Below are 14,858 nucleotides of genomic sequence, written 5' to 3'. Positions count from 1 at the left end.
GTGGCGGCAACGACGCCACCAACAAGTGACTTGATCATCGATAATCCTCCCGATTGCAGTTCTGATTGTTCGTTTCGCAATGCGAATTTTCGCGCGATGGACCGGCACCTCCCGCCTCGCCATGCGCTTCCTCGGCCGCCCGTGATGGCCGACCCGGTACCTCCCTTGTCGCCGCCAGCGGGGCGAAAACTATCATATTATCCATAATAAACAAGTATTAGTTGTCGCTTATGTATAATAAACAGGTGCGACCTGTCGTTCATGCACCTGCCTGTAGGAGATGGTAGCGCTACCAAATTGGCGTGTAAACCGGCATTCGCACAGTCGCTTCTGTGCGTTTCAACGCGCCGTGCTCTCGCGGCGCTTGAGCTCGAAACCGAGGTCTACGATCCGTTGCTCCGGTCTTTTGCCGGCGATCGCAGCAAGCGCCATGGCGACGGCACGCCGGCCGATCTCATAACGATGGGTGCGGATGCTGGTGACCGAAGGAAACGCCACCTGCATCATGTCGAGATCGTTGAAACCGACGATGCCGATCGTCTTCGGCACCGCGATCGAGGCGCGATGGCATTCGAACAAGACGCCGAGCGCGATGTCGTCATTGTTGCAGAACACCCCGTCGAGTGTCGGCACCTTGGCCAGCGCGTCGCGGAACATCTCGCGGCCGAGCGACACGCTGGACAGCACCGGCGTGGTGGTGACGAGGCGCGGGTCGAACAGGCCCGCGGCCTCCATCGCCGCGCGATAGCCGGCAAGGCGCCGCTGCGAACGCGGATCCATGCGCGCGCCGATGAAGCCGATGCGGCGATAGCCGGCCTCGATCAGATGCTCGGTCGCCGCCCTCCCGCCATCGAGATGCGAGAAGCCGACCATCATGTCGACCGGATCGGGACCGGTTTCCATCACCTGCACCACAGGGCAGCCGGCACTTTCCAGCAGCTTTCGCGAAGCCGGCGTCTGATCGATGCCGGCGACGATCAGCGCCGCTGGCCGTTGCGAACCGAACAGCTGCAGCAGCCGCTCTTCCTCGAGGCCGGAATAGTGGGTGTTGCCAAGCTGGATGCGGAACGGGCTGGCCGACAGGCTGTCATAGATGCCGCGCACCACCTCGGCGAAGACGTTGTTGGTAAGCGACGGCACCAGCACGCCGAACACCTCGGCGCGCGCCGAGGCCAGCGCCCGGGCATTCGGGTCCGGCACGTAGCCCAGTTCGTCGACGGCGGCCTGGATCTGGCGGCGCAGCTCTTCGGACACACGCTCCGGCTCGCGCAGGGCGCGCGACACGGTGATGGCGCCGACGCCGGCCTTGCGCGCGACATCCGCGATGGTCGGGCGGCCGCCGCCCCGGCGCGTGCGCGGCTTGGTCAAAATCGAGTCCTCGCAAGATACAGATCGGAAGCCATCGCGCCCGCAGCCGTCATATGTTGTCAAAGTGGGATATTTATCCGCGCGCTTCCTTCTCGACGCTAGGTCAATGTCCGCTCCCCAAAGAGAAAAATCAGCAGAGAAAGAAGACCAAACGAGACTAAAAATCCGGCCCATGCTCCAAACAGGAGCTTGCGAAGCGATCGGAATTCGTCAGCAACAAGAAATCTGTTGAAACGGCTATTCCTGCGGCCGGCTCGCTCGCTCCAACCAAGTGATCTTTCCTCAGTAGTGTCTACAAGCGCCCCGGTTCTGCCGAGCACCAGGATAATCGAATAGAAAATTGCGGCGGCGCCTGCGAGGCATCCCGCGGTGCAGGCCCACACCGCTATTGTTAGAAGAATGGGCTTACCGTGAAGATCGAGATGCATTTTGTGCGCCCGGAATAAGGCTTAAGCTGCAACCGTCAATGATCGCCGCGACCGCCACAATAACAGAACGATAGCCAGTATATTCAAGATATTCCAGGCAATACCGTTCAGGAACGCAGCCGCATAAGAGCCGGTCAAATCGTAGATCCAGCCCGACATCCAGCCGCCGATCGCCATGCCGAAGATGGTCGCCATCATGACGATGCCGATACGCTGGCCGGCCTCTCTGGCCGGCATGTAATCGCGCACGATGATCGCGTAGCAAGGCACGATGCCGCCCTGCGACAGGCCGAACACCAGCGACACCACATAGAGCGAGGCAAGCCCGTCGAACGGGATGTAGAACAGCAGCGACAGGCACTGCAGGACCGAGCCGATCATCAATGTCCACACGGCGCCGATACGGTCGGCGAGGAAGCCGGACGCCAGCCGGCTGACGACGCCGCCCGCCATCATGATCGACAGCATGTCGGCGCCATGTGCGACGCCGTAGCCAAGGTCCATGCAATAGGCGACGATATGCACTTGCGGCATCGACATCGCCACGCAGCAGCCGAGCCCGGCGACGACCAGCAGCACCTGCAAGGCCGCCGGCGACAGCGAGATCGGCTGCACCGACCGGCTTCCGGGCGAACCCGCGACGGCCGCCGCCGGGGCACCGCGCCGCAGCATCAGCACCAGCGGCACCATTGTCACCAGGCAGAAGATGCCGATTGCCGCATAGGTGAAGCGCCAGCCCTCCGCCTTCATCAGCGTCGGCATGATGGTCGGCCACAACGCCCCGGCAAGGTAATTGCCGGCCGCCGCCGCCGTGACCGCAACACCGCGACGGCGGTTGAACCAGTGCGAGATATCGGCGATCAGCGGCCCGAAGATCACCGACGTGCCGATACCGATCAGCACCCCCTGGGCAAGCGTGAATTGCAGGATCGAGGTCGACAGCGCCGCGAGCAGCAGGCCCGCGGAAAGCGCAATCGAAGAGATCAGCGCCGGGATCCAGTAACCCATCCGGTCGATGGCGCGGCCGACCAGCACGTTGCCGGCGGCGAAACCGACCATGGTCGCCGTGTAAGGCATGGACGCCGCGGCGCGGTCGACGCCGAACTCGGCCTGCACGGCGGGCAGCACGACGACGACAGCCCACATGCCCACGGCGCCGATCGTCGCCAGCAGCATCGAGATGGCAAGCCGCATCCAGGCATAGGAGCTGTCGATGCCGGGGCCGGGCTGGAGGCTGTCGGTTCGGGTCAAGGCGTTTCCTGTCGGCGGTCTCGGAGATCGGCTGCCGTTTGCGCCACTATCGGCGCATTCTCAGGCCGCAGCAGCGCCACAGCGGGCAAATCCGTGGCTCCAGAGCCAGGGCGGAACCGATGCCGATGTGCGGAGTTTCCCGGCAACCCACCCCGCAAAGGAGTCCTGCGATGACCGCCACCAGGAAAAAATGGTCGGCCGAGGTGACCGAGCACAGCAACGCAATGGATCTTGAGGATCACGTCTTCGAATCCGACGACGCCAGGAAGATCGCCGCCTCGCTGAAACGATCCGCCGAACACAGCCACAGGCGCAAGGCCGAGCCTTTCCAATCCGCCATGTCGATGCTGAATTTTTACATCAACCGAGCCGGCAAGAACTTGCCTGCCGCGCGCAAAAAAGTGCTTGAGGACGCCAAGGACGAACTGCGCAGCGCCTTCGGACGGGACAAGGATGATTAGCGGCCGGTCCGGCCTTACCGGGCGCGGATGACGCCGTCTGTGTTGGCGAGCAATTTGCGCACAGCATTGCGCGCCGCGTCGGGGCGCTGCAGGCGGATGTTCTTCTCGATCGCCTCGTGCAGCTTCTGCGCGTGGTTGAGATCGTCGATCTCCCGTGTCGTATAGGCAAAGAGATGATCGAAGGCGGATTCGATCAGTACGCCGAGCGGCACCAGCAGGTCGTTGCCCGAAGCCCGCAGGATGGCGAGATGGAAGCGCGTGTCGGCGCGGGTCCGCTCCTGCAGGCTCGTCGCCGCGCCCATCTCACGGCAGGCCAGGCTGATCTCGGCCATCTGCTCGTCGGTTCTTCGCATCGCGGCGAACGCGGTCGCTTCCGGCTCGATGATATGGCGGAATTCCTGCACCGTCTTGAGGAACACTTCGCGGTCCGGCGACGTCGCGTACCAGGCCAGCACATCGCGATCGAGCAGGTTCCACCGTTCCTTCGGCTCGACCCAGCTGCCGATCTTGGGACGTGAGGCCAAAAGGCTCTTGGCCATCAGCATCTTGATCGCTTCGCGCACCGCCGAGCGGCTGACGCTGAACGTCTCCGACCATTTCGCTTCATTGGGCAGGATGGTGCCAGGCGGATAATCGCCGCGCACGATCCTGAGGCCGATTTCACTGGCCAGCGAGGCGTGGACGCTGGAGCCGGGAATACGCGCGGCGTCCGCCCGGCGAACGCCGCCCGGACGGTCCCCGGAGGCCGCTTTCCCCAACGATTTTTCCTTGTTCGGCTTCGCGTCCCGCATGGGGTCCAGAAAGTCCGTATTAAGCAGGCTGTCAAGCGCGGCAAGCGGCTTGCATCGCAAAGCTGCCCGCTGTGCACAGATCAGCCCCGATCCGCCGCTTGATTGGCATGTCGATATTCAGGTCAGGCCGATCCGAGAATGACGGATTTCGAGAACCGGAGCGCAGCGTACTTTTGGGTACGTGAGCACCGGCCTACGCCGGCCGTAGCCTTGACTGCCACGACCACTCATAAGTGCTTCGGCCGGCGAAGGCGGAAGCGCAGAAAGCCGTCATTCGCAGGCCGGCATCACCTGAGTGTCGACATGCCTAGGCCTGCTTGACGTATTTGCGCCAGCTATGCTCCGGGCGGAAGCCCAGCACGTCACGCGCCTTGCGGTTGGAGAGCAGCGTCTCGTATTCGCCGAGTTCGGCCTTGACCGGCACGCCGGGGTAGAACCGCTTCAAGAGTTCGGCTGTCGGCAGGTCGGACGAGGTGTCGTCATTGGCCGCGTTGAACACCTGATAGCCGAGCCCGTCCTTCTCTATGGCGCGCAGCGTGATCTGGCCAAGGTCGCGCGCGTCGACATAGCTCCAGGCGATGCGCTTGCGGAAACCCGGATCGGCGAACCATTTCGGAAACAGCGAATATTCGTGCGGCTCGATGACGTTGCCGATGCGCAGGGCATAAATGTCGGTGCCGTTGCGCTGCGCGAAGGCCCGCGCCGTCTTCTCGTTGACGACCTTGGACAAGGCATAGCTGTCCATCGGATCGACGTCATACTCCTCGTCGAGCGGGAAATATTTTGGATCGCGCGGCTCGTTGGCGAAGACCAGTCCATAGGTGGTCTCGCTGGAGGCGATGATTACCTTTCGAATACCGAGCTTAACTGCCGCCTCGATGACATTGTAGGTGCCGAGCGCATTGATGCGGAACACCTCGTTGTCGGTGGTGATCATGATGCGCGGGATGGCGGCGAAATGCACCACCGCATCGACCGGCTGCGGACGCAGCGAGGGGTCGAATTCATGCAGGCCCATATAGCTCGACAGTGCGTTGAACACCTGCCCGCTGTCGGTGATGTCGGTGATCAGCGTGCGCACCTTGGGGTTGTCGAGCGGCCTGGTGTCGATGTTGAGCACCTGGCAGCCTTGCTCGACCAGATACTGGACGACATGGCGTCCGGCCTTGCCGCTGCCGCCGGTGAACATGATCCGCTTCGTCATTTTGCTCTCCACATCCTCAGGAATTTATGTGTATTGTCAGACAATATCGCCATCCGCAACCACCCTCGCCTGCAAAACGGCAGCGCCTGACATCAATCATTGCAACAGGACTTGAAGACATGAACACGACTGCCGCGAGCGAAAAGATCGGCTTCATCGGGCTTGGCCTGATGGGCCACGGGATCGCCAAGAACATCGTCGACAAAGGCTACAGCCTGACCTTTCTCGGCCGCAAGAACCGCAAGCCGGCGGAAGACCTGCTTGGCCGCGGCGCCACCGAAGCATCGACCTCGCGCGATGTGGCGGCGGCATCGACAATCGTCTTCATCTGCGTCACCGGTTCGCGCGAGGTCGAAGCCATCATTCGCGGCCCGGGCGGCCTCAAGGAGGGTTTGAAGAAAGGTTCCGTCGTCGTCGACTGCTCGACCTCCGACCCCGTCTCGACCATTGCGCTTGCCGCTGAACTCAAGGCGCTCGGCATCGATTTTGTCGACGCACCGCTCAGCCGCACGCCGAAGGAAGCCTGGGAAGGCACACTCGACGCCATGGTCGGCGCGCCGGACGCCCTCTTTGCCAGGGTGAAACCGGTAATCGAAACCTGGGCCGGCCGCATCGTCCATATCGGCGACACCGGCGATGGCCATCGCATGAAGCTGCTCAACAATTTCATCTCGCTCGGCTACGCCGCGATCTATTCCGAGGCACTGGCACTGGCTGAGAAGGTCGGCATCTCGCCGCCGCGCTTCGACAGCGTCATCCGCAATGGCCGTATGGATTGCGGCTTCTACCAGACCTTCATGCGCTGGACGCTGGAAGGTGACCGCGACGCGCACAAATTCACCATCGCCAATGCCTTCAAGGACCTGACCTATCTGGAATCGATGGCGGGTGCGGCCGGCATTGCCAACCCGCTCGGCAACGCCACCAAGAACGCCTTCGCCGGTGCTCATGCGACCGGCCCGGCCGAGCAATTCGTACCGATGCTGGCAACGCATATCGGCAAGGTGAACGGCGTCGACCTGATGCCGATGAAGGATGGCAAGAAGCAGACCATTTAACCGATTGCCCAACGCAGGCGCCGATCACCGCCTCCAGCGCCCGATCCCTTCATCGGTATCCGCAAGCAGCTTGTGCACGGCGTTGCGCGCGGCGGCCGGGCGCTGCAGGCGGATGTTCTTTTCGATCGCCTCATGCAGCTTCTGCGCCTGGCGCTGATCGGCGACCTGCTGTGTCGTGAATGCGAAGAGATGGTCGAGCGCCGACTCGATCAACACGCCGAGCGGCACAAGGAGGTCGTTGCCGGAGGCGCGCAGGATGGCCAGATGAAAGCGCGTATCGGCGCGGATACGCTCCTGCAGGCTCAAGGCCTCGCCCATCTCGCGGCAGGCCTGGCTGATTTCCGCCATTTGCTCGTCACTGCGCCGTATGGCGGCAAAGGCCGATGCTTCCGGCTCGATGATATGACGAAACTCCTGCACGGTTCGCAGGAACGCCTCGCGGTCGGGCGCCGTCGCGTACCAGGCCAGCACGTCGCGGTCGAGCAGGTTCCAGCGCTCCTTCGGCTCGACCCAACTGCCGATCTTGGGGCGTGAAGCCAACAGGCTTTTCGCCATCAGCATCTTGATGGCTTCGCGCACCGCCGAACGGCTGACATTGAAGATCTCGGCCCATCTGGACTCGTTGGGCAGGATGGTGCCGGGCGGATAGTCGCCACGCACGATCCGCAGGCCAATCTCGCCGGCCAGCGAGACATGGACGCTCGCTCCCGCAAAATGCGCGGCACCGGCCTTGCGCATGACAGCCGGGCCGTGGCCGGCTTGTGCCTTGGCCCGGTCGGTTCGCTTGCTTGACTTCTCGTCCGGCATCCACGTTCCAATGCGTCGACCGTCTGTCGTCCGGACTGGTCCGAACCGCACGGGCGCCGATCTCGTTGCCGAAAAATCCAGATCACGGGCGCAGCAAAGCCGGAGCCGGTTGCCCCAACCATTGCGTCCGTTCGGGAATTATCGCTTCCGTCCAGGAATGACGGGGCGCCCGCAGCCGGGCGCCCCGAAATCGAGAACCTACTTCTGGATGCAGGTGTCGACCGTATCCTTGGTGCACTCGTCGAGGCCGGTGAACACCGGATCGGCGACCGCCTTGCCTTCGATCAGGTCGATCATCACCGACGGTGCCTTGTAGCCCATTTCGAACGGCCGCTGGCCGACCAGAGCCGTTACAAGGCCGTCACGAGCGATCGCAATCTCGTCGCCGATCGTGTCGGCGGCGCCGATGACGAAGTCGTTGCTGGCGATCCGGTCCTTGAGCGGTCCGAACAGATCGCGATAGGGCTGCGGCGCGCCGAACAGCGGCCAACCGCCCATGATGCCGAAGGCGTCCAGCTTGGGGTTGGCGGCGAGGATGTCGGTCATCGCCTGCACGCCCTTGGCGCCATCGTCGTTGGTGAACACCGGGCAGCCGGCGACTTCGGTCCAGCCACCTTCACCGGCAAGTGCGGCGAGGCCCTCCTTGCCCGACAGTGCGTCACGCATGCCTTGCGCACGGCGCAGGATGTTGTCGGCTGCCGGGTTGCCTTCGATGGTGCAGATCGTGCCACCATTCGGCTTGCCCTTCTTGATGTACTCGCCGATCTTCTTGCCCATCAGGTAATTGTCGGTACCGAGATAGGTCTTGCGAAGACCTGCGTCTTCCTTGCTGAGATCGGCATCGACCGTCATGATCGGGATCGACGGATTGGCACTCTTGATCGTCTGCGCGATCAGCGGCGCGTTGGACGGCGAGATCGCCATCGCCACCGTGTCGGCCTTGCTCAGCATGTCCTGGACGATCTGCGCCTCGCCGGCCTCGTCCGAAGTCGACGCCGGACCGGTGTAGAAGCATTCATATTCCGAGCTGGCGTTTTCCTTGTTCCACTTCTCGCAGCCCTGGTGGATGGCCTCGAAGAACGGATTGTCGAGACCTTTCACGACAATGACGAGCTGTTTCTTGGCCAAAGCCGGCCCGGCACCCAACGCCATGGCGGCGACGGCGGCGAGCAAAAGTGTTTTCCTCATGTCAGTCCTCCCTTGAAACAAACGGACACGGCGTGCCCGCCATACAGATCGACCGGATGCGTGATGACCGAGGGTCGTTTCGCGAGCGCTCGTGTCGCCAGGACAGATCGATAAGCATTTCCAGATTCGGCTTCAGACCAGCTCACACACAGGTGCCGCCGGATCCTGGACCGTCAAACCTCCGCCAATTCCGGCCGGCGAACCGCCAGCGGGGATCGGCATAATCTCCTCCGACGCTTAGCTAATATCGGCTTGGCGCCAACGTCAATGCTATTTGTCCTACAAAACGGATTTTTAAAATAGTCCTGGCCCAATTCGTCCGACAATTGATTGACGTGCGCCGGCTTTTGCGTAAAAGAACGCTAACGCCGTCTTCGGGAGGAGCCGGGGAGAGCGAGGCCAAAGCAGCGTCGGCATCCACGCCGGTAACAGCTGCAGGTCGCAAAACACGGGGAGGCAAAGGCTGGTGGCGGTTCTCGAACTCACCAACATCTCAAGGCATTTCGGCGCCATCCAGGCCGTCAACGACGTTTCGCTGTCGATCGAGCCCGGACAGGTGGTCGGCCTGATGGGCGACAACGGCGCCGGCAAGTCGACGCTGGTCAAGATGATCGCTGGCAATTTCCGCCCGAGCCATGGCACCATGCACATGGACGGCAAGGAATTGATCCTGCACAAGCCGGCGGAAGCCCGCCAGCACGGCATCGAGATCGTCCACCAGGACCTTGCGCTCTGCAACAATCTGACTGCCGCCGCCAATGTCTATCTCGGCCGTGAGTTGCGGCGCGGCGTCGGGCCGTTCCGGATCCTCGACTATGCCTCGATGTACAAGCGTGCCGGCCAGCTCTTCGCCGAATTGAAGTCCGAGACCCGTCCGCGCGACCTCGTCAAGCAGATGTCGGGCGGCCAGCGCCAGGCGGTGGCGATTGCCCGCACCATGCTGTCGCAGGCCAAGATCGTGCTGATGGACGAACCGACGGCGGCGATCTCGGTGCGCCAGGTCGCCGAAGTGCTGAACCTTATCCGCCATTTGCGCGATCAGGGCATCGCCGTCGTTCTGATCAGCCACCGCATGCCTGACGTGTTCACCGTCGCCGACCGCGTCATCGTCATGCGGCGCGGGCGCAAGGTCGCCGACAAGACGATTGCGTCGAGCTCGCCCGAGGAAGTCACGGGGCTGATCACCGGCGCTATCGAACAGGTTTGATTTCAAGCGAATTCCACCACGCACAGCAGATGAAGGTCGACGATGGCACTGACAATTGACCAGCCGATCGAGCATAAGCAGCAATCCTTGGCCGCGAGACTGTTTGCCAGCCAGACTTTCTGGGTGGTGATCGCGGTCATCCTTGCCTGCGTGTTCCTGTCGTTTGCCACCGACGCTTTCGCCACCTCGAAGAACCTCTACAACATCACCCGCAACATCACCTTCGTCGCCATCATCGCGCTCGGCATGACCTTCGTCATCATCACCGGCGGCATCGACCTGTCGGTCGGCTCGGTGCTGTGCCTGTCGTCGATGGTGCTGGCCGTCACCATGCATGCCGGCTACTCGATCGAGGTCGGCATCCTGGCCTCGATTGCCACCGCGCTCGCCATTGGCGCCTTCAACGGCGTGCTGATCGCCTATCTCGGCTTTCCACCCTTCGTGGTGACGCTCGGCATGCTGTCGATCGCCCGAAGCCTCGCCATGGTCGCCTCCAACAACACGGTGGTCTTCCAGTTCGGGCCGGACCATGCCAAGCTTCTGTCATTGGGCGGCGGCGCCTGGGTGTTCGGCATCGCCAACCCGGTGCTTTACATGATCCTTCTGGCGCTGATCACCGGCTTCATCCTGCGCTGGACCAAGTTCGGCCGCCATATCTTCGCCATCGGCGGCAATGAGCACGCGGCAACGCTGACCGGCGTTCCGGTGCGCCAGATCAAGGTTGCCGTCTACATGATCTCGGCACTGTCGGCGGGCATTGCGGGCATCATCCAGACCGGCTGGCTGGGTGCCGTCACCACCAATCTCGGCACCGGCATGGAGCTGCAGGTAATCGCCGCCACCGTCATCGGCGGCGCCAATCTGGCCGGCGGCGTCGGCACCGCCTTCGGCGCCATCGTCGGCGCGGCCCTGATCGAGGTGATCCGCAACAGTCTCGGCCTGCTCGGCATCAATGCCTTCTGGCAAGGCGTCTTCATCGGCGGCGCCATCCTGCTGGCGGTGCTGTTCGACCGCATCCGCAATTTCCGCCGCAGCGACTAGAACCATGATCCCGAAAAGTGGAAACCGGTTTTCTCGGACAAACGGAACCGTTTGTCCGGAGATCATGGTCAAACAAAAGACGGTTTGATGGCCAACTCCCTGTTCAGCCTCGAGGGCCGGCTGGCGCTGGTGACCGGCTCCGGCCAGGGCATCGGCTTCGCGCTGGCTCGGGGCCTGGCCGAACATGGGGCAAGCGTGGTGCTGAACGGCCGCGACGCCGCCAGGATCGACAGCGCCGTCGAAAAGCTGCGCAACGCCGGCTTCAAGGCGCACGCCTCGGTATTCGACGTCACCGATTTTCAGGCGGTCAACGAGGACATTGCCCGCATCGAGGCCGAGATCGGCGCCATCGACACCCTCATCAACAATGCCGGCATACAATTCCGCGCCCCGCTCGAGGACTTTCCCGAGGAGCAATGGGAGCGCCTGTTCAAGACCAATGTGTCGGGCGCCTTCCATGCAGCCAAGGCGGTCGCCCGCCACATGATCCCGCGCGGCAAGGGCAAGATCATCAACGTCGGTTCGGTGCAGAGCGAACTGGCAAGGCCGAACATCGCGCCCTACACCGCCACCAAGGGCGCGATCCGCAACCTGACAAGGGGCATGTGCGCCGATTGGGCCAAACACGGCCTGCAGATCAATGCGATCGCGCCCGGCTATTTCCGTACCGAGATGAACCAGGCGCTGGTCGACAATCCCGAATTTTCCGCCTGGCTGGAAAAGCGCACGCCGGCCGGGCGCTGGGGCAATGTCGACGAGTTGATCGGCGCCGCGGTGTTCCTTGCCTCCGACGCCTCGTCCTTCGTCAACGGCCATACGCTGTATGTCGATGGCGGCATGACGGCTTCGGTTTGAGGTTGGCAATTCTCCCGACCGCTATTCGTTCCAGTGCGTATCGCTCAGTCTGAAAATCCGGCCTCACTGGCCGTCATTCGCCCTCGCCGCCCGCGCGCGTCTTGACGCGGCCCCGAACTCGGCCGCACAATCCCCACTGCAGGCGAAGGGAGGCCAGTCGCCTGCGGGAGGATATACCCATGACGGAAGCGATCAGGCTCTACTGGGGCCGGTTCGGACATGTTTCTATCCTGAATGTCGCAAGCGACTTCGTCACCCATGCCCATGTCGAGGCCCATCTCATCATCTGGCTGGAAGGTACGGCCGGCGAAATGACCATCGGCCGCGAGACCGTCCGGCTTGGGCCTGGAACGGCCGCCGGCATCAACTCCTTCCAGCCGCACAGCCATGTTCTGTCGCAAAACGGGACGCCCGGTCTGTTTCTCGCCTTCTACATCGATCCCGACTGGGCGCGGCGCCGCCGCGACCTGCCTTCGTCGGCGCCGCTGTTTTCACAAGCCGCGATCACGCTGGAACCGTGGCTGCATCAGGCCGCCGCCAATCTGCTCGACCACCTCAGCGACAATGAGAGCGTCGACGATATCGCCAACTACGAGATCGAGCGTTTCATCGATAGCGTGCTCGACGCCGCCGACGCCTCGGCGCCGCAGGAGGCCCGTGTCCGCATCAACACCATGCAGGATTTTCGTGTCCGCAAGGCAATCCAGTTGATGAGAGCCAATGTCTGCGAGCGCATCTGCTTCGACGACGTGGCGCGCAGCGTCGGCCTGTCGCGACCGCATTTCTTCGCTTTGTTCAAGGAACAGACCAATCTGACGCCCAATGTCTACTGGAACACGCTGCGCATGGAGGAAGCGGTGCGGCAGCTGCAATGGTCGCAGGAACCGCTGATCTCGGTCGCCTGCAATCTCGGCTTCACCACGCAGGGCAATTTCTCGCGCTTCTTCCGCGACCATGTCGGCGTGCCGCCGACGCTCTACCGCGAGGCCGCGCGGGCGATCGCCTGAGCCAACCGCCCTTTTTCAGACTCCCCGCCCTTTTTCAGACTCCTTGATAGGCGCTCAAGACGCATTGATAAGCGTCGCTGAAATGGCCGCCCTACCCTTGCACCGGATCGCTTTTGCAAGGGAACATTTTGAATGGCCAAAGTCACCATCTCCAGCGTCATCGACGCGCCGGTCGAAAAGGTCTGGGCGCGCATACGCGACTTCAACGGGCTGCCGGACTGGCATCCGCGCATGGTGGAAAGCCGCATTGAAGACGGCAAGGATGCCACCACAATCGGCTGCGTGCGCAATTTCCAGCTCGCCAGCGGCGCCCGCCTGCGCGAAAAGCTGCTCGACTTCTCCGATCAGAATTTCCTGGTCAGCTACTCCATCCTCGAGACGCCGCAGCCGCTGACCAACCACAAGGCGACCCTGCAGCTGCGGCGCGTGACCGATGGCGACCGCACCTACGCCGAATGGACCGCCAGCTTCGACGCCGCGCCCGAGGAGGCAGACAAGCTGGCCGAGGGCATGGGCGCCAATGTCTTTCAGGGCGGCTTCAACGCCCTGAAAAGCCATTTCGCCGGCCAGAGCTGACAGGAGCCAGACCATGGCGCTGGCACTGCAGACTTTTGCAACGGTGAAAGACGCGAACGCGGCACTGAAGGCGGCCGGCACCCGCTATCTCGGTGGCGGCACGCTGGTCGTCCGCGCGGCCAATGAAGGCGATGTTTCGGTATCCAGCCTTATCAGGTCGACCGAGCCGTCTTTGTCCACCATCGCTGTTGCCGGCGGCAAAGTCCGCATCGGCGCTTCGGTGACCATGGCGGCGATCGCCGGCCATCCGGAGCTCGGCACGCTCGCCAAGGCCGCCCGCGCCGTCGGAGGCCCGGCCATCCGCAACATGGCGACCGTCGGCGGCAATCTTTTTGCCCCGAGCCCGTATGGCGATTTCGCTGTTGCCCTGCTGGCGCTCGATGCGACGGTCAGCACCGATGACGGTGAAACGCCGATCGAGACTTTCCTAGCCAATCGGGGCGGCAGCCGCGTCGTCGTCACTTCCGTGAGCTTCACGCTTCCGAAGGCCGACAGTTTCCGCTTCCTGAAAGTGTCGAGGGTCAAGCCCAAGGGCGTCTCCGTGCTCAGCATAGCCGGTGCTCTGGAACTGTCGTCGGATGGCTCCGTGACCTCGGCGCGGATCGCGCTCGGCTGCATGGCGGATCGGCCCATGCGCGCCAGGGCGGCGGAAAAAGCGCTGATCGGCCGAACGCTGACCGCTGACGGCATCGCGCCGGCCTTGGCCGCGGCCGGTGATGGCACCTCGCCCATCACCGACCCGATCGCCAGCGCCTGGTATCGCGCCGAAGTCCTGCCGGTTCATCTCGGCCGGTTGCTGCTCGCATAATATTTGTTCGGGGGCGCGCGTCTGTCCGCTGGTTCGGGCAGGCGCGCAAGGAGGAAAACATGGCAAAGATCCCGGTTCAGTTCACGCTCAACGGTTCTGAAAAGGCCGAATTCATCGATAGCGGCACGACGCTGCTGCACGCCTTGCGCGACAAGATCGGTGACACCTCGCCGAAGGGCGGCTGCCATCAAGGCACCTGCGGCGCCTGTTCTGTCATCATAGACGGCGAACTCCGGCTCTCCTGCCTGACGTTGGCCGAGACCTGCAATGGCGCCGTCATCAGCACGACATCAGGGCTTTCGGAAAGCGGCGTGCTGCACCCGCTGCAGCGCGCCTTTCTCGACACGTTCGCCACGCAATGCGGCTTCTGCACGCCGGGCATGATCATGGCGGCCAAGGTGCTGCTCGACCACACGCCCAATCCCAGCCGCGACGAGGTGGTCGAGGCGCTGTCGGGCAACATCTGCCGCTGCACCGGTTACGAGCCGATCATCCAGGCGGTGCTGACCGCCGCCCGCGCCAATTCGCAGAACGCGGCCTGAGGGGTCCAAAACAATGGAACTGCGCAAGAACTACTTCGCCGATGTCCGCAAGGACGATCTGCACGAGATCGGCCAGCCGCGGCCGCGCTCGGATTCGCCCGGCCATGTCACCGGCAGGACCGCCTTTTTCGCCGACCGCAATTTCCCCGGCATGCTGCACCTGAAGATGGTACGCAGCCCGCATCACCAGGCCCGCATCCGTTCGAGCGACGCCGCGGGGGGGGAAAAACATCCGGGCGGGGTGAAAAGTCGGACCGCCAAGGACG

General features: G+C 63.0%; 16 protein-coding genes and 1 pseudogene. 10 read left to right on the top strand and 7 right to left on the bottom strand.

The window, feature by feature from the left end:
- Positions 1-339: 339 nt before the first annotated feature.
- The 3 genes from EN914_RS05555 to EN914_RS05545 all read right to left on the bottom strand — a co-directional run bounded on the left by EN914_RS05555 (position 340) and on the right by EN914_RS05545 (position 3,047).
- Positions 340-1,368, bottom strand: a complete 1,029-nt coding sequence (locus tag EN914_RS05555; protein WP_024501536.1) for a LacI family DNA-binding transcriptional regulator — start codon at positions 1,366-1,368, stop codon at positions 340-342.
- 98 nt (positions 1,369-1,466) lie between these two features.
- Entirely contained in the window at positions 1,467-1,796 is a 330-nt protein-coding gene (locus EN914_RS05550; RefSeq protein ID WP_032898595.1) for a hypothetical protein, read from the bottom strand.
- 21 nt (positions 1,797-1,817) lie between these two features.
- Positions 1,818-3,047 carry an MFS transporter gene (locus EN914_RS05545; RefSeq protein WP_013530861.1) on the bottom strand — a complete coding sequence of 410 codons (1,230 nt, stop codon included), beginning with the start codon at positions 3,045-3,047 and terminating at the stop codon, positions 1,818-1,820.
- Between the two features lie 170 nt (positions 3,048-3,217).
- Between EN914_RS05545 and EN914_RS05540 the strand changes: the two genes are divergently transcribed.
- A complete protein-coding gene (locus tag EN914_RS05540) occupies positions 3,218-3,508 on the top strand; it encodes a DUF3175 domain-containing protein (RefSeq protein ID WP_024501537.1) in 291 nt (96 codons plus the stop codon).
- Positions 3,509-3,522: 14 nt separating this feature from the next.
- Here the strand turns inward: EN914_RS05540 and EN914_RS05535 are convergent, their stop codons facing one another.
- Together EN914_RS05535 and EN914_RS05530 are read right to left on the bottom strand one after the other, a co-directional pair.
- Positions 3,523-4,299 carry a FadR/GntR family transcriptional regulator gene (locus EN914_RS05535; RefSeq protein ID WP_024501538.1) on the bottom strand — a complete coding sequence of 259 codons (777 nt, stop codon included), beginning with the start codon at positions 4,297-4,299 and terminating at the stop codon, positions 3,523-3,525.
- Between the two features lie 307 nt (positions 4,300-4,606).
- A complete protein-coding gene (locus tag EN914_RS05530; protein ID WP_013530858.1) occupies positions 4,607-5,503 on the bottom strand; it encodes an NAD(P)-dependent oxidoreductase in 897 nt (298 codons plus the stop codon).
- Between the two features lie 119 nt (positions 5,504-5,622).
- Between EN914_RS05530 and EN914_RS05525 the strand changes: the two genes are divergently transcribed.
- Entirely contained in the window at positions 5,623-6,561 is a 939-nt protein-coding gene (locus tag EN914_RS05525; RefSeq protein WP_013530857.1) for an NAD(P)-dependent oxidoreductase, read from the top strand.
- A gap of 24 nt (positions 6,562-6,585) precedes the next feature.
- Here the strand turns inward: EN914_RS05525 and EN914_RS05520 are convergent, their stop codons facing one another.
- Positions 6,586-7,368 (bottom strand): FadR/GntR family transcriptional regulator, encoded by a 783-nt coding sequence (locus EN914_RS05520; protein ID WP_024501539.1) that lies wholly within the window; start codon positions 7,366-7,368, stop codon positions 6,586-6,588.
- A gap of 198 nt (positions 7,369-7,566) precedes the next feature.
- On the bottom strand, positions 7,567-8,556 hold the full coding sequence (locus EN914_RS05515; protein WP_013530855.1) for a sugar-binding protein: 990 nt from the start codon (positions 8,554-8,556) through the stop codon (positions 7,567-7,569).
- A 466-nt stretch (positions 8,557-9,022) separates the two neighbouring features.
- On the opposite strand from EN914_RS05515, the gene EN914_RS05510 reads away from it, so the two are divergent.
- From EN914_RS05510 to EN914_RS05475, 8 genes and pseudogenes are all read left to right on the top strand, one after another.
- Positions 9,023-9,763: an ATP-binding cassette domain-containing protein gene (locus tag EN914_RS05510; protein WP_013530854.1), complete on the top strand. Its 741-nt coding sequence runs from the start codon at positions 9,023-9,025 to the stop codon at positions 9,761-9,763.
- Positions 9,764-9,805: 42 nt separating this feature from the next.
- Complete coding sequence (locus EN914_RS05505) at positions 9,806-10,804, top strand: ABC transporter permease (protein ID WP_013530853.1); 999 nt, start codon at positions 9,806-9,808, stop codon at positions 10,802-10,804.
- An 87-nt stretch (positions 10,805-10,891) separates the two neighbouring features.
- Entirely contained in the window at positions 10,892-11,659 is a 768-nt protein-coding gene (locus EN914_RS05500) for an SDR family oxidoreductase (RefSeq protein WP_024501540.1), read from the top strand.
- Between the two features lie 179 nt (positions 11,660-11,838).
- Positions 11,839-12,666, top strand: a complete 828-nt coding sequence (locus tag EN914_RS05495) for an AraC family transcriptional regulator (protein ID WP_024501541.1) — start codon at positions 11,839-11,841, stop codon at positions 12,664-12,666.
- A 132-nt stretch (positions 12,667-12,798) separates the two neighbouring features.
- On the top strand, positions 12,799-13,242 hold the full coding sequence (locus tag EN914_RS05490) for an SRPBCC family protein (RefSeq protein ID WP_024501542.1): 444 nt from the start codon (positions 12,799-12,801) through the stop codon (positions 13,240-13,242).
- Between the two features lie 13 nt (positions 13,243-13,255).
- On the top strand, positions 13,256-14,050 hold the full coding sequence (locus EN914_RS05485; protein WP_024501543.1) for a xanthine dehydrogenase family protein subunit M: 795 nt from the start codon (positions 13,256-13,258) through the stop codon (positions 14,048-14,050).
- A gap of 59 nt (positions 14,051-14,109) precedes the next feature.
- Positions 14,110-14,592 (top strand): (2Fe-2S)-binding protein, encoded by a 483-nt coding sequence (locus tag EN914_RS05480; protein ID WP_024501544.1) that lies wholly within the window; start codon positions 14,110-14,112, stop codon positions 14,590-14,592.
- 13 nt (positions 14,593-14,605) lie between these two features.
- A pseudogene (locus tag EN914_RS05475) lies at positions 14,606-14,858 on the top strand (xanthine dehydrogenase family protein molybdopterin-binding subunit); the annotation flags it as partial.

The organism is Mesorhizobium sp. M7A.F.Ca.CA.001.08.2.1 (assembly GCF_003998455.1).
GTDB lineage: Bacteria > Pseudomonadota > Alphaproteobacteria > Rhizobiales > Rhizobiaceae > Mesorhizobium > Mesorhizobium ciceri.
Note: the sequence above shows the minus strand (reverse complement) of the source record. Positions and strands in the feature narration are given on the sequence as shown.

Excerpts from the sequence above, each read along its gene's own strand:
- EN914_RS05550 (WP_032898595.1), bottom strand. The coding sequence starts at position 1,796 with ATGCATCTCGATCTTCACGGTAAGCCCATTCTTCTAACAATAGCGGTG.
- EN914_RS05540 (WP_024501537.1), top strand. The coding sequence starts at position 3,218 with ATGACCGCCACCAGGAAAAAATGGTCGGCCGAGGTGACCGAGCACAGC.
- EN914_RS05535 (WP_024501538.1), bottom strand. The coding sequence starts at position 4,299 with ATGCGGGACGCGAAGCCGAACAAGGAAAAATCGTTGGGGAAAGCGGCC.
- EN914_RS05530 (WP_013530858.1), bottom strand. The coding sequence starts at position 5,503 with ATGACGAAGCGGATCATGTTCACCGGCGGCAGCGGCAAGGCCGGACGC.
- EN914_RS05525 (WP_013530857.1), top strand. The coding sequence starts at position 5,623 with ATGAACACGACTGCCGCGAGCGAAAAGATCGGCTTCATCGGGCTTGGC.
- EN914_RS05520 (WP_024501539.1), bottom strand. The coding sequence starts at position 7,368 with ATGCCGGACGAGAAGTCAAGCAAGCGAACCGACCGGGCCAAGGCACAA.
- EN914_RS05515 (WP_013530855.1), bottom strand. The coding sequence starts at position 8,556 with ATGAGGAAAACACTTTTGCTCGCCGCCGTCGCCGCCATGGCGTTGGGT.
- EN914_RS05505 (WP_013530853.1), top strand. The coding sequence starts at position 9,806 with ATGGCACTGACAATTGACCAGCCGATCGAGCATAAGCAGCAATCCTTG.
- EN914_RS05500 (WP_024501540.1), top strand. The coding sequence starts at position 10,892 with ATGGCCAACTCCCTGTTCAGCCTCGAGGGCCGGCTGGCGCTGGTGACC.
- EN914_RS05495 (WP_024501541.1), top strand. The coding sequence starts at position 11,839 with ATGACGGAAGCGATCAGGCTCTACTGGGGCCGGTTCGGACATGTTTCT.
- EN914_RS05490 (WP_024501542.1), top strand. The coding sequence starts at position 12,799 with ATGGCCAAAGTCACCATCTCCAGCGTCATCGACGCGCCGGTCGAAAAG.
- EN914_RS05485 (WP_024501543.1), top strand. The coding sequence starts at position 13,256 with ATGGCGCTGGCACTGCAGACTTTTGCAACGGTGAAAGACGCGAACGCG.
- EN914_RS05480 (WP_024501544.1), top strand. The coding sequence starts at position 14,110 with ATGGCAAAGATCCCGGTTCAGTTCACGCTCAACGGTTCTGAAAAGGCC.